The organism is Olsenella sp. CU969 (assembly GCF_905219715.1).
Taxonomy (GTDB): domain Bacteria; phylum Actinomycetota; class Coriobacteriia; order Coriobacteriales; family Atopobiaceae; genus Granulimonas; species Granulimonas faecalis.
This window is the reverse complement of sequence record NZ_CAJMXC010000037.1, coordinates 1-17100: the sequence shown is the minus strand read 5'-3', so window position 1 is coordinate 17100 and position 17100 is coordinate 1. Positions and strand designations below refer to the sequence as shown.

Genomic DNA, 17100 nt, shown 5'->3' with positions numbered 1-17100 from the left:
GCCCGGGCGTCGGCAGCGGGGTCGGCCGGGCCACCACCGCGGCGGAGCAGGCCGACGAGCGGGCCCTCGCCGACGCGGAGGCCGCCGTGGCCCGCGAGCAGGTGCGCATCCAGGCCGAGGAGAACCGCATCGCGGCCGACTCCGCCCTCGCCGGCGCCCAGCGCGCCGCCCGGGAGGCCTTGGCCGCGGAGCAGGAGGCCGCCAAGGACGCCGCTGTCGGGGACGCCGGTGCCGCCAAGCCCGTGCCCAAACACGCCGCCGCTGCAGGCGGGGGCGACGCACCTGCCCACGACGCTCCCGCGGCCAAGCACGCCGTCGCGGCAGACGAGGGCGACGCCCCCAANGCGTAGCCCAACGCCCCCGTGGGTAGATAGGAAACACCTCGGCGCCGGTCGGACCCGTCCCGGCCGGCGCCTTTCCGGACCAGACAAGAAAGCAGGCTGAAATGGCCCAGAGCACCCAGGAGGAGAGAGCGTCCGCCACGACCGTCACGGCCCCGGNCGAGCGTGGTCTCAGGTACCACCACGACCCCGAGACCCAGGGCGGCATGGCCCCTGTGACGCCGGAGAAGAAGATACCGGCNCCCAAGAAGCTGGGCANCAAGGACATGGTGTCCTACGGCATGATCATGATGGTGCCCATCGCGCCCTTCGCCCTCTACGCCTCCATCTTCCAGACTTCCAACGGCATGCCCGCCCTGTCCTACCTCATCGGCGCCGTGGGCATGCTNTTCNCGGTCTTCTCNTTCGGCGNGATGATCCCGCTGTTCCCGTCGTCGGGCTCCATCTACACCTATGCCAGCCAGACCATCTCGCCCGCCGTGGGCTTCGTCGCGGGCTGGCTCATGCTCCTGCAGTACCTCATCACGCCCGACCTCATGTTCATCCAGGCCGGCCAGGCGCTGAACCAGTACCTCCCCCAGGTGCCGGTGTGGGCCTGGTGCCTCATCTTCCTCACGTTCGTTACGTGCCTGTCCATCCGAAGCCTTGGCAACGCCATCAAGGTCGAGAAGGTCGCCCTGGTCTGCGAGATCGTGGTCTTCGCCATGTTCATCGTCTTCGGCGTCGCCTACATCCTCGGGCACCCCTCCACGAGCGGCTTCACCCTCACGGCGTTCGTCGACCCGTCCAAGATCGAGCCCAAGAGCCTCATGGGCTCCGTCTCCCTCGGCGCCATGTCGTTCGTGGGCTTCGGCTGCGNGGCGACCCTCACCGAGGAGGCCAAGGACCCCAAGAAGGGGCCGGCCAAGTCCATGCTCGTCATCGTGGTCATCCTCGCCTGCATGTTCGTGGGCATGTGCTACGTGGCCACCTGCGTCGACCCCACCGGCTCCATCATGGCCGGCCNCGCCGACACCGGCTTCTACCTGCTCGCGGGTACCGTTGGCGGCCCCTGGTTCGGCGTGGTCTGNGCCGTCGCCAACGCCATCGCCCTCGGCGCCTTCACCGGCCTCACCGCCACCACCTCCATCTCGCGCGTGCTGTACGTCATGAGCCGCTCGGGCGCCCTGCCCAAGGAACTCGGCATCATGGACAAGAAGACCGGCGTGCCCCAGGTGGCCACGCTCTTCGTGTGCGCCCTGTCCCTCGTCATGCTGCTGTTCCTCATCCCGCTCGGCATGACCCAGGTGGCCAAGCTCAGCAACTTCGGCGCCCTGTCCACCTATTGCCTGCTCAACATCTGCGTCATCTGGTACGCCCTCGGCCGCAAGAAGGTCAAGCTGCCCTTCTTGCGGTCCGCCGTGCTGCCTGTCCTCGGCGCCTTGGTCACCGGCGCCATCCTGTTCTCCATCGACCCCCAGATCCTCTTCATGGGTTGGGGCTGGGTGCTCCTCGGCGTCATCTACTACCTGGTCCAGACTCGTGTGTTCAAGCACGAGATCGTCTTCGGCTGNTCCGTGGGTGGNAGAGGCGCTGCNGNAGGCGCGGCTCCGGCGGGCGGCACGCCCACCCGCCGCATAGGCTTCTTCGGCTTGGTGTGCCTGGTGGTCTCGGCCATGCTCGGGGGAGGGGTCTACAACCTCCCCAAGTCCGTGGCCGAGACCTCCGGNCCTGCCGCCGNCGCCCTCGCCTGGGTCGTCACCGGCGTGGGAATGGTCTTCGTCGTCAACACGTTCCGCGTGCTGTCGCTCCAGCAGCCCGAGCTCAAGAACGGCATCTACACCTACGCCGAGCGGGGCTTCGGCCCGCTGGCGGGCTACCTCGTGGCCTACGGCTACTGGGTCTGCAATATCTTCGCCATGGTGGCCTACGGCGTGCTGCTGCCGGCCACCCTCGACGCCGTCTTCCTGGGCGTGTTCGGCGACGGCAGCAACTGGGCGTCCGTGGCCCTCTCCTCGTGCGTCACGTGGGCGATGTTCCTCCTCGCGCGTCGCGGCGCCGAGAGCTCGGCCGCCATCACCGTCGTGGGCACCGTCTGCAAGGTGGTGCCCATCGTGCTGTTCGCCTGCCTGTTGGCGTCGCGGTTCTCCCTCGCCTTCGTGGGGGAGCACCTGGCCGGTTCGGCCGGCCTCGCGGGCCTGGAGCCAGCGGCCTTCTTAGGCCAGGTCGGCGACACCATGACGGTGACGCTGTTCCTCTTCATCGGCGTCGAGGGCGCGNTCGTCGTGTCGGGGGAGGCCAAGAGCGCCAAGGCCGTCTCCGCGGCCACGGTGGCCGGCTACGTCGTGGTGCTCGTGCTCTACGTGCTTNTGTCGCTCCNGCCCTTCGGCTGCCTCNCGCAGGACCAGGTCGCCGCCGCCGCGNGCCCCTCCATGNCCTCCATCCTCGACGCCCTCGGGATGGGGTGGGCCTCCGCCGTNGTGAAGGCGGGCGTCGTGGTGTCGCTCCTCTNGGCGTGGCTCGTGTGGACTGTGATGCTCGGGCAGATGCCGCTGTTCGCCGCCCGCGACCACGTGTTCCCCGCCGCCTTCGCACGGGAGAACCGGTTCGGCGCCCCCACCTTCTCGCTCTTTGTGACCTGCGTCCTGATCCAGTGCATGCTCGTGGCCGCCCACTTCCTCTCGGGGGCCGCGTGGTCGGCCATGGTCAACATCACGGCAGTCATGGCCATGCCCTGTTACCTCGTGTGCTGCCTGTTCCTCCTCAAGCTGGCGCTCCGGGGCCCCTGGGGAGGCGTCACCGGGCGCCGCTCGGGACTCGTCACGGGCGCCCTCGGATCGCTTTTCTCCGCATACCTCGTGCTAGAGGCCGGTGTGCAGCTCCTTGCCGTGGCCTGTATCCTCTATGCNGCGGGGCTCCCGGTGTATCTCTGGGCGCGCCGGGGCGAGCGGCTGCCGCGCGGCGAGCAGGTGCTCGCGCTCTGCGTGCTCGCGGCTGCCGTGGCGGGCGTCGTGCTCATCGTCCCGTGACGCCGGCGCCGCCCGGTTCGCCGGGGGAGGGTTTGGATTTCTTCTGGGCGTTCCCGCGCGGCGCATGGGCGGTGCGCCCGGTGGTAGACAGTCAAGGATCGTGGGGGCCGGACCGGCTCCCGACAGACGAAAGGACCCAACCATGGCAGACATCAAGTTCTGGCGCTGCAACCACTGCGGCAACATCTTCTACACCGTGCAGGACGGCGGCGTGACGCCGGTGTGCTGCGGGGAGCCCATGGAGCTCCTCGTCGCCGACTCCACCGACGCCGCCACCGAGAAGCACGTCCCCGTCGTCACCCGCGACGGCGACGACATCGTGGTGCACATCGGCTCCGCCGACCACCCCANGCTCGACGCCCACTACATCCAGTGGGCCGCCGTCGTGGATCCCGAGGGCAACGTCATGATCAAGTACCTCAAGCCCGGCGAGGCCCCCGAGCTCACCTTCAACGGCAAGGGCATCGAGCACGGCACCGCCTACGAGTACTGCAACCTCCACGGCCTGTGGAAGCGGGAGTTCTAGGCCGCGCCCCTTTCCGGAGCGCATGACGTGACAGAGGTGCCTGGCCCATCTGTCACTTCCTCTATTGCGATTGTGATGGGAGGCCCCGGCGAGTGCGTCGCCGGGGCCTCCCTGCCTGACGGGGGCCTNTGACGGGGTCGTGGCCTGCGGCGGGGTTGTCTCCGGGGCCGCGTGGCAGAGGCGCGTGACAGAGGTGCCTGGCCCATCTGTCACTTATCCTATTGCGATTGTGATGTTTGGTCGCGGCGGCGACCGTGACCCGAGGCGGGGCGTCTCCGCAGCGGCACCCTGCCCGTCGGGGGCGGTCGCGGCGGTGCCGTGCAGGGCCGCCCCGCAACGCCCCTCTGGCGCGGGCCCGCGTTGCCGTGCGCCCCTCCGGCGCCTCTCTGCCGCAAGGGGCCTTGGAGGGCGGGTTACGGCACGCAAAGGCGCCCCGTTGCAGGGCGCCCCTACAGGGCGGCCCCGCCGCACGCAATCCCTACAGGGCGCCCCGCCGCACGCCGCTGCCGTGTTGCCCCCCGCCGTCGTACGCCGCGCCCCTCGCACGCCGCCGCGGCCTCGGACCGGGGCGGCCCCGCACCGCCGGCGAGGTGGGACAGAAGTGTCCGACCATTGGGACAAAAGTGTCCGGGTGGTGGGACAGTGGCGGGTGCTGCCCGCAGCGGTGGATACGTCTATGTATGGCGGGACCTCCTCAATTCCATTGGGCGCTATCACGCGGTTTGTGCCCGTGGGGTATGCTTGGGGCCAAGGGCGAGGGAGGCTTTCCATGAAGATTGCCATTGCCCAGATGAACGCGACCATGGGCGCCTTCGAGGACACGGTCGAGAGGATTCTCGCCCACGACCGCGCCTTCGTGCGCCAGGGGGCCGACCTCGCCGTGTACCCGGCCTGCGTGCTCACCGGTTACGACCCCCAGACCCTGCTCAACGCCGAGGGCTTCCAGGCGGACGTCGCCGCGGCCCTCGACAGCCTCGCCGACGGCTGCTCCGTGCCGTCGCTCGTGCCCTTCGTCTTCGAGTTCGCCGGCGCCCCGGTGCCCGAGGTCGCCTNCATCCNNGAGGGTCGCATCGTGCCCCTGCGCATGGCCTCCTACCTGGCCAACGTCAACGCCCGCGGCTCCATGCCCGTGGAGGAGCCCGCCGTGCAGTTCCAGCTTGGCTACACGGACTTCGGCGTGGCCTTCGACTTCGCGGGACTGGACGTCTACTCCCAGGGGGTCGAGAACGCCGATGTCATCGTCTACCTGCCCTTCGAGGGTTACAACACGGACGACGAGGCCACGTCCATGGCCAGCTCGGTGGGCGACGGCTTCTACCTTCAGNACGCCACGCGCGCNAACAGNTGGCTCGTGGCCGTGAACTCCGTGGGCGCCCAGGACGAGATGGCCTACGCCGGCGGCTCGTTCATCCTCGCGCCGTGGGGCGAGCTCGCCTGCGTGCTGCCCGCCTTCGAGGAGGCCGCTGCCGTCACCGAGGTCGAGCCCCTCGCCGAGGGCCCGCTCGAGGACCCGGTGGCGCCGCCCTCGTACCACCGCATGCGCTCACTCTGGAGCGCCCTCACGGTGACCCTCCGCGACTTCGTGGACAAGCAGGGGTGGGACGGCGTGTGGCTGCCCATGACGGGCGACCTCCTCTCCTGCGCCCTCGCTGCGCTCTCCGTGGACGCCCTCGGCCCCACCCGGGTGCACGGGCTCATCGTACCGGCCATGGGCGGGGACGCTGTGGCCGATGCCCGCCGGCTGCCCTCCAACCTGCGCATCGGCTGCGAGGAGGTGCCCGCGGAGACCCTCTCGGCCGTGGGGGAGCTCCTCGGCGACGCCTCGCCGTCGCTCTGGTGCCGGTTCGCCCGCGCCGTCGCCCCGCGCATCTTTCCCGACGAGCGCCTCCTGCCGCTCACCTCAGTGGACAAGACCGCCCTCGCCCTGGGTCAGGACCCCGACGACTACCACGGAGCCCTGTTCGCGCCCTTCTCGGACGTCTACCGCACCGACCTCACCGCTCTCGTGTCCGACCGTAACCTCAAGAGCCCGGTGGTGCCCCGCACCGTTCAGGCGCGCCTCGAGGTGCCCGTCNGCATNGTGGCCNNGCCGCGCCTGCGCTCCAAGGCCCGCGCGCTGTCGGACATAGACTCCCTGCTGCTCAGGGTCATCGAGCGCGGCGAGTCGCTCACGGACCTCGTGCGCGCGGGGACGCCCCCCGACGAGGCCCGCGCCGTCCTCTCGCGCGTCATCGCCTCGGAGCTTGGGCGCCGTACCTGCCCCGTGGGCCCCGTGCTGTCGGACCGCTCCCTCGTGGAGCACCGGATGCCGCTCTCGTGCCACTNGGACGACCGTGTGCGCACCGACGAGGAGCTCGACGGCGTCTTCTCCGACGACGGCGAGCCGCCGGNCGACGTGGCGGAGCTCATCGGGCGNTTCCAGGCCATCGCCGGTGTGGAGGCCTCGGTGCCCGACCCGGCGGAGGCCGCCATGCCCACCGACATCCGCGGCTACCTGCGCGACTTCGCCCTCGGCGGGGGCCTCTCCACCGACGGCGACGACATCTGGGGATCGGGCCTCTTCTCNAAGAACTGAGCGCCGCCGCGCTCCCCGTGCTACACTGGTGGCTCTGTAGAACGTCTGTTCGCGGGAGGCGCGGTGGTCATTCTGGGCATAGATCCGGGCCTGGCCCACACGGGCTGGGGCGTCGTGGAGACCCGCGGCACCCTCTGCCGCGCCCGCGCCTACGGCTGCGTCGCCACCAAGGCCCACGACCCGCTGCCCGAGCGCCTTGGCGCCATCCACAGAGAGCTCGCCCAGGTGATAGAGCGATTCCATCCCACGGACGTCGCCATCGAGCAGATCTTCTTCGGCCAGAACACCAAGAGCGCTATCGCCACGGCCCATGCCCGAGGGGCCGCCCTCGTGGCCTGCGCCACCGCCGGCTGCGCCATCGGCGAGTACACCCCCATGCAGATCAAGCAGGCCGTGGCCGGCACGGGCGCGGCCGACAAGCACCAGGTGACCTACATGGTGCGCACGGTGCTCGCCCTGGACCACGACCCCAAACCGGACCACTGCGCCGACGCCCTCGCCGCCGCCGTGTGCCACGCCCACCTGGAGCGCACGCTCGCCAAGGCCCGCGTGGCCGTCCCCCGATAGGAGGCCCCATTTGATCGCACAGCTCACCGGCACCGTCGTCGATGCCTCGCAGCCGGGCGCCGTCGTGCTCGACGTGCGCGGCGTGGGCTACGAGCTCGGNGTCTCCCGCACCACGGCGGCCGACCTCCCGGCCCCGGGCACGCCGGGCGTCACACTCCTCACCCGGCTCAGGGTGAGCGAGAACGCCGTGGCGCTGTTCGGCTTCTCCACCCGCGAGGAGCGGGCCGTGTTCGACCGCCTGGTGCAGATCCCCAAGGTGGGCCCGGCCCTGGCGCTCAAGATCCTCTCGTCGTTCACGCCCCGGCAGCTCGCCGAGGTGGTGGCGTGCCAGGACGTGGGCCGTATGACGGCGGTGCCGGGCGTGGGCAAGAAGTCCGCGCCCCGGCTCTTGCTCGACCTCGCCCAGGCCTTCTCCAAGGACCCCGAGCTCAAGGCCATCGCCTCCGCCGCCGCGCCCCTCGACCTCGTGGGCGCGGGTCCGGCGCCCACGGGCGGCCCCTCCGTGGTCGAGGAGGCTACGGCAGCGCTCCTCGCCATGGGCCTCACGCCCCAAGAGGCGGAGGTCGTCTTCGAGGGCCTGCCCGACGACGNCACCGTCGANCAGGCGGTGCGCTACGCCCTCAAGCGCATCGGGGGCCGCCCGTGATGTGGGAGGCCGAGGCCGGCAGGGACCTCTTCGCGGACGGCGCCGGCAACCACGTGACGGGCCAGCGGCGTCCGGTGTCGGCGGACCTCGCGGTCGAGGACCTCGACATCGAGCGCGGCCTCAGGCCCNAGACGCTNGAGGACTACTGCGGCCAGAGCCGCGTGAAGGAGAACCTCCGGGTGCTCATCGACGCCGCGTCCTCGCGCAACGAGCCTTTGGACCACGTGCTCTTCTCGGGCCCGCCGGGCCTGGGCAAGACCACGCTGGCGGCCGTCGTGGCCAACGAGATGGGCGGCACGCTGCACACCACGTCGGGTCCGGCTATCACGCGCCCCGTGGAGCTCTCGGCCACCCTCACCAACCTCGGCGAGGGCGACGTCCTCTTCATCGACGAGATCCACCGCCTCAGCCGCAACGTGGAGGAGATCCTCTACTCGGCCATGGAGGACTTCTTCCTGGACATCATCATGGGCGACGGCCCCGGCGCCCGCTCCATGCGGTTCGAGATCCCGCCGTTCACGCTCGTGGGCGCCACCACGCGCACGGGCCTGCTCACGGGTCCGCTGCGGGACCGCTTCGGCATCTCGTACCGGCTCGACTACTACACGGTGGAGGAGCTCACCCAGATCGTGCTGCGNTCCGCNNGTATCCTGGGCGTGGACNTCGACCTCCCGGNCGCCCAGGAGGTGGCCAGCCGGAGCCGCGGCACGCCGCGCCTGGCCAACCGCCTCCTCAAGCGCGTGCGCGACTACGCCCAGGTGNGCGCCCAGGGCACGGTCACGTGGCAGGTGGCCGCCGAGGCCCTGGCGTTCTTCGAGATAGACGAGCTGGGGCTCGACTGGATGGACACCAAGATCCTGCGTGCCCTGGCCGAGACGTTCCGCGGCCGCGCCGTGGGGCTGTCCACCCTGGCGAGCGCGGTGGGGGAGGACCCCTNCACCATCGAGGAGGTCTACGAGCCGTTCCTGCTCCAGCAGGGGCTCATGGTCCGCACGCCCCAGGGGCGCCAGGCGACCCTGGCCGCCTTCGAGCACCTGTCGGTCGCACCGCCGGTTTCCTGAAATGGAACCGGTGTAGGATAGGAGAACCATGCTGCAGAGAGACTACCTGGNCAAGGTCATAGAGTCGTTCACCAAGCGCACGTCGGAGACGCTGCGCGACGCCGTCGTGCTGCNCTCCGCCGAAGGGGTGTCGGAGACCGAGGACGCCCTCGGCGAGCTCATGGAGCTCGACCCGGCGATGTTCCTCTCCCTCGCACCTGACTCCATGGTCACCATGATGCGGCACGGGGGCAACGGCGAGGCCGTGGGCGACTTCGTGGCCTACGTCCTCAACGCGCTGGCCGACGCCTCGCTCATCTCGGGCGACCGCGACACCGCGCGCCTCCGCCGCGACCAGGCCCGCGCCGTGGCCCTGGCCTTCGGCGTGAGCCGCGACGTCGTGCCCGAGCAGTACGTCGAGGTCGACCGCGACATCCAACGGGCGCGCAGCGAGGCCGGCATCGGCTAGGTCGCACGGAGCATGGGGGCTCACCGTTCGCACGACGAGATGGGAGAGACATGCCTTCTGACATCGAGATTGCCCAGGNGGCCANCCCCGAACCCATAGCCGGNGTTGCCGCACGGCTCGGGATCCCCGAAGAGGACCTCGTCCCCTACGGCCGCGACAAGGCNAANGTGGATATCGGGGTCCTGCGCGAGGCGGGCGGCCACNGGGCCAAGCTCGTCCTCGTGACCGCCATCAACCCCACGCCGGCCGGCGAGGGCAAGACCACCACCACCATCGGCCTGGCCGACGCCATGNGGCGCCTCGGGACCAACGCCGTGGTGGCCCTGCGCGAGCCGTCCCTGGGGCCGGTCTTCGGCATCAAGGGCGGGNCNGCCGGCGGCGGCTACGCCCAGGTGGTGCCCATGGAGGACATCAACCTCCACTTCACGGGCGACTTCCACGCCATCGGCGCGGCCAACAACCTCCTGGCCGCCATGGTCGACAACCACATCAAGCAGGGCAACGAGCTCGGCATCGACCCGCGTCGCATCACCTGGCGCCGCTGCGTGGACATGAACGACCGCCAGCTCCGCAACGTCGTGGATGGCCTGGGCGGCGTGGCCGACGGCATGCCCCGCCAGGACGGCTTCGACATCACGGTGGCCTCTGAGGTCATGGCCGTGCTGTGCCTGTCCTCCTCCATCACCGACCTCAAGGAGCGCCTCGCGCGCATCGTCGTGGGCTACACCTTCGACCGCGAGCNGGTGCGGGCCGGCGACCTCCACGCCCAGGGGGCCATGTGCGCCCTGCTCAAGGATGCCCTCATGCCCAACCTCGTGCAGACCCTCGAGGGCACCCCGGCCTTCGTGCACGGCGGCCCCTTCGCCAACATCGCCCACGGCTGCAACTCGGTCATGGCCACGCGCATGGCGATGCACTACGGCGACGTCGCCATCACCGAGGCGGGCTTCGGCGCGGACCTCGGCGCCGAGAAGTTCTGCGACATCACCTGCCGCATGGGCGGCTTCGCCCCCGACGCGGTGGTCGTGGTGGCTACGGTCCGCGCCCTCAAGTACAACGGCGGCCAGCCAAAGGCTGACCTCGCCACCGAGGACCTCGGCGCCCTGGCCCAGGGCATGCCCAACCTCCTGCGCCACGTCTCCAACATGCGCGATGTCTACGGGCTGCCCTGCGTGGTGGCGGTCAACCGGTTCCCCACGGACACCGAGGCCGAGCTCGCCCTCGTGGAGGAGGCCTGCCGCAAGGAGGGTGTGGACGTGCGCCTCTCCGAGGTGTGGGCCAAGGGCGGCGAGGGCGGCCTCGAGCTCGCCCGCGAGGTCCTGCGCTTGGTGGGGGAGCCCAANGACTTCGACTACGCCTACCCCAGCGGCACGCCCGTGCGCCGTGCCGTGGAGGCCGTGGCCAGGCGCGTCTACCGCGCCGACGGCGTCGACTTCACGCCCCAGGCCCTCCGGCAGNTCGCCGAGCTCGAGCGCAACGGCTTCGGGAACCTGCCGGTGTGCATCGCCAAGACGCAGTACTCCTTCACGGACGACCAGGCCAGGCTGGGCGCCCCCGAGGGGTTCCGCATCACGGTCCGCGAGGTCAAGGTGGACGCCGGCGCCGGGTTCGCGGTGGTGCTCACGGGCGCCATCATGACCATGCCAGGCCTGCCCCGGCACCCGGCGGCGGAGTCCATCGACGTAGACGAGACGGGGCGCATCACCGGTCTCTTCTAGGCTTCCCATCGATGCCTGTCGTTGGGTTGTCAAGGTGTTTTTCAGTGAAGATGTGACGGAGGCGGGGTCGGGCACGGTGTCGGCCCCGCCTTCTGCCCGGGGCGGTATCCCCAGTTCAGCGGCCCGTCCCGTGCGTCTCGGGCCCCGGCGCGCAAAAACGTCCGATCCCGGACCCGGTTCTTGGGCCTGCGGTCGGGGGTTTCGGTTAAACTAACCCATGCCCTTGCGGGGTCTGACCCTAGGGGCGTTTGTTCAAGCGCGCATGCGCGCACCATGGTTGCCCTAAGCCAAGNGCAACAGAAAGAAAGGNACGTCATGGCTCACGGTACTGTTAAGTGGTTCAACCCGGACAAGGGCTACGGCTTCATCTCTCGCGAGGACGGGGACGACCTGTTCGTTCACTACTCCGAGANTCAGATGGACGGCTTCAAGACCCTCGATGAGGGCCAGGTCGTCGAGTTCGACATCACCACCGGCCAGAACGGCAAGCTCCAGGCCTCCAACGTCCGCAAGGCGTAGCGTAGGGTCTGACCTGCCTCCTGAAGGCACGCCGTACGGGGGCCGCATCCGACCGGGTGCGCCCCCCGTTCTCTTGCCGGGCTGCGGGGTCCCGAGGGTCCGGACGGGTACATGGTCCCCGAGAAAAGCGGGGACGACCCCAGGGCCGACGCGCCCCAAGGCCGAGCCACCCCGGGACCGACGCACCGAGAGGAGCCGCGCCNTGCGCATCGCNTTTGTCATNGACGACCTCGGGGTCCACTCCAACGGGACCTCCGTCACCGCCCGGCGCTACGCCCGCGCTCTCAGGGCTCAGGGTCACGAGGTCCGCCTCGTGGGCGTGGGCGCCGANGGGGACGACGCCTTCCCCCTGCCGGAGCGCCGCATCCCCGTGGTGACCCCGGTGTCGACGNGCTGCGGCTTCCGGTTCGGNGAGCCGGACCCGGACGCGCTCGACCGCGCCCTCGGGGGCGTGGACCTCGTGCACCTCTTCCTCCCGTTCGCCCTGGAGCGGGCGGCCCTCCGGTGGGCGCGCTCCCACGGCGTGGCCNNATCGGCGGCCTTCCACCTGCAGCCCGAGAACGTCACCTACAACGCCGGCATCGGCGCGGCGCCCCCGGTGTGCGGCGCCGTGTACGCGCTGTTCCGCCGTTGGCTCTACGACGGCGTGCGCCGCGTCCACTGCCCCAGCGAGATGATCGCGGGCCGTCTCGNCGACCACGGCTACCGCGCCCGCACCACCGGGATCTCCAACGGCGTGCCCGCACCCTTCGTGCCCGCCGGGGCCCCGGCGGGCACCTTCGGCCCCGACGGCNTGGTGCACGTGGTCACCGTGGGGCGCCTCGCGCCCGAGAAGAACCAGGAGACCATCCTGCGTGCCGTGGGCCTCAGCCGGCACCGGGACCGCATCAGGCTCCACATCTGCGGCTCCGGCCCCTGCCGGCGCTCCCTCGAGCGGCTGGGATCCCGGCTCCCGGTGCCGCCGTCGTTCGAGNTCCACGACGCGGCCGGGCTCGTGGCGCTGGAGCAGGCGAGCCCCTTCTACGTGCACGCCTCCGTGGCCGACATCGAGGCCATCTCGGNCCTCGAGGCCTTGGCCTGCGGCTGTGTACCCGTCATCGGCGAGGCGCCCCAGAGCGCGCCCGCGGCCTTCGCCCTCACCCCCGAGAGCCTCTTCCCGGCCAGGGATCCCCNGGCGCTCGCCGAGCNCCNCGACTGNTGGATCGAGCACCCCGACGAGCGTGCCAGGATGTCGGCGCGCTACGTCGCCGAGGGTGAGTCCATGCGCGTCTCGCGGTGCTGCGAGCGGTTCGCGGCCTTCGCCGAGGGTGCCGTGGAGGAGGATGTGGCCCTCGGCCTTGCCGTGGCGGGGGCGCGATGAGAGAGGGCCGCCCCTCGACCCGGCCGAGCCCCCGGGGCACCGCCGGCGGCGGAGACCGGCCTACCGGGCCGTGAGCCTCTCCCAGCCGTCGATGACGAGGGTGGCCTCGGCACTCACGGCGTCGAGGTCCTGGGTGGGGTCGTCGGAGCGCACGCCCACGGCCGTGAACCCGGCCGAGGCGGCGGAGCGGAGCCCCGCGGGGATGTCCTCGAACACCACGGTTCGTCCCGGCTCCCGGNNCATGCGGCGCGCCGTCTCCACGTAGATGTCGGGCCAGCGCTTGTCGCGCCCCACCTCGGCGCCGTGCACCCGGNGGTCGAACAGCGAGTCGACGTCCACCCGCGGCTTCAGGGCGTCGAGCACCGCGGCGTCGTTGTTGGTGGCGAGGGCGCAGGCCACGCCGGCCGCGCGGAGGGCCCGGATGTAGTCCTCGGCGCCCGGCCTCAGGCGCACCCGGTCGCGGTAGAGGGCGCTGCCGAGGTCGTTCCACTCGTCGCAGACCTGCTCCACGGTGTCGGGGAGGCCGTAGGTGCCGATGACCCAGCGGGCGCCCTCCCTGAANCCCCGGGCGGCCAGCTGCGCGGAGAAGCCCGGCTCGTAGGCGATGCCCCGGCGCGAGAGGAACGTCTCGTCCACGAGGCGCCAGACGTGGGACGACTCCGCGATCGTGCCGTCGAAGTCGAAGATGGCGGCCGTGAAGGGGGTGCGCCCCGGGGCGAGGTCGGCGGGGCCTGTGAGGGTCATGGGCGCTCCTGTGGTCGGTCGGCGGACGCGGGAAGTATAGCCGAGCGCGGGCCGGTTGGATGTGGTTTCATGGGCCGTGAAGGAAGCTGTCAGGACAAGCGGCGCCCAGGGCGCCGGCAAAGGAGGTACGCCATGGAAGAGCCCAAGGTCTCCCGCGAGGAGATCGACGCCTACGTGGAGCGCGTGTGGCCCGAGGTGCTCGAGGACATCGCCACCCTCGTGGCCATCGACTCGGTGGAGGACCTCTCAGCCGCCGCCCCAGGCGCCCCGTGGGGCCCCGGCCCGAAGGCCGGCCTCGACGCGGCGCTCAACATCGCCGAGCGCCTGGGCCTCGACGCCCACGACGTGGAGGGCTACATCGGCTACGCCGACCTGCCCGGCAGGAGCGAGAGGCAGGTGGCCACCATCGCCCACGTGGACATCGTGCCCGTGGGTACCGGTTGGGACACCGACCCGTTCACCCTCACGGTGAAGGACGGCTACCTGATGGGCCGCGGAACCCTCGACGACAAGGGCCCGCTCGCCCTCACCCTCTGGGCCGCCCACTTCTTCAAGGAGCGCGGCCAGGAGCTGCCCTACACCCTGCGCTGCATCGTCGGCGCCAACGAGGAGACCGGCCTCGGCGACGTGGACTACTACAACGAGCACTTCGAGCAGCCGGCGTTCCTGTTCACCCCCGACGCCGAGTTCCCCGTGTGCTGCGGCGAGAAGGGCGGCTTCTCGGCCACCTTCACCTCCGGCCCCNTGGCCGGCGGCACCATCGTGGACTTCAAGGGCGGCACCGCCGGCAACGCCATCCCCGACCTCGCCGAGGTCACCGTGCGCGCCGACGCCGCCTCCCTGCCCGCGGCCGAGGGCATCGACATCGAGGACGCCGGCGACGGCCTGGCCCGCCTCACGGCCCACGGCAAGGGCGGCCACGCCTCCCTGCCCGAGGGCACGGTGAACGCCATCGGCATGCTGGTGGACTACCTCTGGGACAACGGCCTCCACTCCGAGGAGGAGCGCCCGTTCCTCGAGCTCGAGCGCCTCATCTTCGCCACCACCGACGGCAGCTCCCTGGGCATCGACGCCACCGACGACATCTTCGAGCCCCTCACCTGCATCGGCGGCACCATCGAGGTCGAGGACGGCCGCTTCAGGCAGACCGTCGACGCCCGCTTCCCCAAGTCCACCACGGCCGAGCACCTCGAGGAGGTCCTCTCCAAGCTCGGCGAGGAGCACGGCTGCACCCTCACGGTGGACCTCGCCCTCGTGCCGTTCTACGTCGACCCCTCGAGCCCCGAGATCCAGACCCTCATCCAGACCTACAACGACCACACCGGCAAGGACAAGAGGCCCTTCACCATCGGCGGCGGCACCTACGCCCGCGACTTCAAGAATGCCGCGTCGTTCGGCCCCGAGGAGACCGACCTGGTGAACCCCGACTGGGTGGGCGGCATGCACGGCCCCAACGAGGGCGTGTCCGAGCAGCTCCTGCGCGACTCGCTCTCCATCTACATCGACGCCATCGCGCGCCTCATGGAGCTCGACCTCTAGGGGTCGGGCCCCTCGCACCGGCGCTCCGCGAACGGGAGGGCGCCCTGGCCACGGCGGCTGGGGCGCCCTTTTCCGTCCCTGTCCGCCGGCGGTGGGTCAGGCGTCCGCCTCCATGGAGAGGGCCACGGTGAGCAGGCTCTCGTCGTTGGTGAGGATGCCCACGAGGGTCGTGAGGTCGCGGGCCACGGGGAAGATGCCGGCGTCCACGGCCGCCTTCGCGCCGTCCACGAGGACCTCGCCCACCCGGGCCACGGGGGCCAGGGGGATGCCGGCGCCCTCGAGCTCGTCGGCGACGGTGCCGGCGGGGGCCGGTTCGTAGCCGCCCTGGGCCTGGAGGTCGCCAAGGGCCTTGGCGGCCGCCGGGGCGCACGCGCCGCCCACGGCCAGGGCGTGGCGCAGGCTGGCGTCGGCCAGGCGCAGCTCGCCCTCCTGGCGGAGCGCGCCACCCAGACGCAGGTAGGCGGCGCAGATGGAGTCGGGGTCGTGGGCGAGGGACAGGAGCTCCCTGACGGTGGCCTCGGCCATGGGGGCGTCGCCCAGGAGCTCGTAGCACCGGGCCGCCCTCAGGCGGGCGTTGACGTCCATGGGGTCGAGCTCCACGGCGCGCAGGGCGAACGCGAGGACGCGGTCGGCGCGGCCCAGGCGCATGGAGAGGCTCGAGAGGGTGCCGTGGGCGTGGTAGTAGGGCGCCGGGACGAGGCGTACCTCGCGGCCGTCGGGGCCCGACAGCCGGTTGTGGAGCCCGCGCTCGGCGTAGGTGTTGAAGAAGCGCCACACGCGGCAGGCGTCGTCGCGGTAGGGCTCGGCGTCCTCCTCGGCCGCCAGGAGCCCCTCCAGCCTGCGGGCGCACCGCTCCACCCGCACGGGGTCACCGCCCTCGGGGGAGGCGAGGAGCGAGAGGGCGTCGGCCACGGCGCGGCCGAGGTCGCCGTCGGTCAGGAGGGCGTCGCGCACGGCCCCGGGGTCGCCGCCGTCCAGGGTGCCGTCGATGAGGGAGCGCACGACGCGCTGACCCGCGGCGCGGACCTCCCGGTCGTCGTCGTGGGCCGTGGCCTCGAGGACGGCCGCCACGGCGTGGGAGCAGGTTCCGTCGAGGGTGGCGCAGGCGCGGTCCGCGGCCGCCTCCCGGCGCGCGGTCCCGCGGATGNCGAGGTCGGCCATGGCCGAGGCGCCGAGGGCCCGGGCCGCCTCGGGCGTCAGGGGGTGCCGGGATGCCTCGGGCTCGTCGCCCCACCACGGGGGGCAGAGGAGCGGGTCGGTCATGGAGAAACGCAGCGTCACGGGGTGGAGGCGCCCGTCGTGGGCGTCGACGGACGCGCCCAGGGCGGCGAGCTCGTCCTCGGGGCGCTCGCCGGGGCCCTCGAGGTCGAGGGCTGCCACGGCGGCGCGGGTGGCGCGCCAGGAGATGAGGGGGCGCCCGTCGACGTCGGCGGCCTGCACCCACGCCACGTGGAGGCGGGGCGACGTGGAGAGCGCCATGGCGGCGAGCACCATGGCCTCGCGGCACGCGAGCCTGGCGGCCCTGAGCTCGCGGCGCGCCCGGGTGGTGCGGCGGGTGCCGCCGTCCCCGCACCACTCGCGGGGCGCGACGACGTCCGGCTCCACGGTGCCGAAGGAGAGGGCCGCCACGCCGGCCTCGAGGTTGAGGCGGAATCGGCACTCGAGACGGTAGGGGAGGCGTAGCGACCGGATGCCAAGGGCCAGGGCCCGGCGCACCTCCCACTCGCCGCGGTCGCCGTACCCGGCGGCGCCGGTGTCGATGCCGGCGGCCTCACAGGTGACGGAGCGCTCGATGACGTCCGAGAGCAGGTAGAGCTCGGAGACCGTGGTCTCGGGTCTTCGGCCGAGGCAGCGCTTGGCATAAACGGCGCGGTTGAGGGCCGACTCCACGCGCCGCAGGGCCCTCACGCCCTCCTCGTCGAGGCTGGCCCCTTGATGTCCAGGCGCACCTGGCCCGACCGGGCGTCGGGTCGGAGGCGCGCGGGGGCGTCGTCGGCGAGGTCGAGCAGTCCGGCGTCGTCGAGCTGCTCGGCCACGAACGAGGAGAG

At 71.6% G+C, this 17100-nt stretch carries 10 protein-coding genes; 9 read left to right on the top strand and 1 reads right to left on the bottom strand.

Annotation, left to right across the window (positions count from 1 at the left end):
* Window positions 1-445: 445 nt before the first annotated feature.
* From JX283_RS05150 to JX283_RS05115, 8 genes are all read left to right on the top strand, one after another.
* Window positions 446-3349, top strand: a complete 2904-nt coding sequence (locus JX283_RS05150; RefSeq protein WP_204829624.1) for an amino acid permease — start codon at window positions 446-448, stop codon at window positions 3347-3349.
* Window positions 3350-3491: 142 nt separating this feature from the next.
* Window positions 3492-3875, top strand: a complete 384-nt coding sequence (locus JX283_RS05145; protein ID WP_204829623.1) for a desulfoferrodoxin family protein — start codon at window positions 3492-3494, stop codon at window positions 3873-3875.
* A gap of 2638 nt (window positions 3876-6513) precedes the next feature.
* Window positions 6514-7017, top strand: a complete 504-nt coding sequence (gene ruvC, locus JX283_RS05140; protein WP_135978773.1) for a crossover junction endodeoxyribonuclease RuvC — start codon at window positions 6514-6516, stop codon at window positions 7015-7017.
* Window positions 7018-7027: 10 nt separating this feature from the next.
* A complete protein-coding gene (ruvA, locus tag JX283_RS05135; protein WP_204829622.1) occupies window positions 7028-7663 on the top strand; it encodes a Holliday junction branch migration protein RuvA in 636 nt (211 codons plus the stop codon).
* The gene (ruvB, locus tag JX283_RS05130; protein WP_204829625.1) at window positions 7663-8724 is read left to right on the top strand and encodes a Holliday junction branch migration DNA helicase RuvB; all 1062 of its coding nucleotides are present in this window, start codon (window positions 7663-7665) and stop codon (window positions 8722-8724) included. The genes ruvA and ruvB overlap by 1 nt, the downstream gene beginning before the upstream one ends.
* 498 nt (window positions 8725-9222) lie before the next feature.
* On the top strand, window positions 9223-10890 hold the full coding sequence (locus JX283_RS05125) for a formate--tetrahydrofolate ligase (protein WP_204829621.1): 1668 nt from the start codon (window positions 9223-9225) through the stop codon (window positions 10888-10890).
* 315 nt (window positions 10891-11205) lie between these two features.
* On the top strand, window positions 11206-11409 hold the full coding sequence (locus tag JX283_RS05120; RefSeq protein WP_204829620.1) for a cold-shock protein: 204 nt from the start codon (window positions 11206-11208) through the stop codon (window positions 11407-11409).
* Window positions 11330-12769: a glycosyltransferase gene (locus tag JX283_RS05115; protein WP_239652474.1), complete on the top strand. Its 1440-nt coding sequence runs from the start codon at window positions 11330-11332 to the stop codon at window positions 12767-12769. The genes JX283_RS05120 and JX283_RS05115 overlap by 80 nt, the downstream gene beginning before the upstream one ends.
* A 60-nt stretch (window positions 12770-12829) precedes the next feature.
* Here JX283_RS05115 and JX283_RS05110 read toward each other — a convergent pair whose 3' ends face one another.
* Complete coding sequence (locus JX283_RS05110) at window positions 12830-13513, bottom strand: HAD family phosphatase (protein ID WP_204829618.1); 684 nt, start codon at window positions 13511-13513, stop codon at window positions 12830-12832.
* A gap of 132 nt (window positions 13514-13645) precedes the next feature.
* On the opposite strand from JX283_RS05110, the gene JX283_RS05105 reads away from it, so the two are divergent.
* On the top strand, window positions 13646-15052 hold the full coding sequence (locus JX283_RS05105) for a Sapep family Mn(2+)-dependent dipeptidase (protein WP_204829617.1): 1407 nt from the start codon (window positions 13646-13648) through the stop codon (window positions 15050-15052).
* Window positions 15053-17100: the final 2048 nt, after the last annotated feature.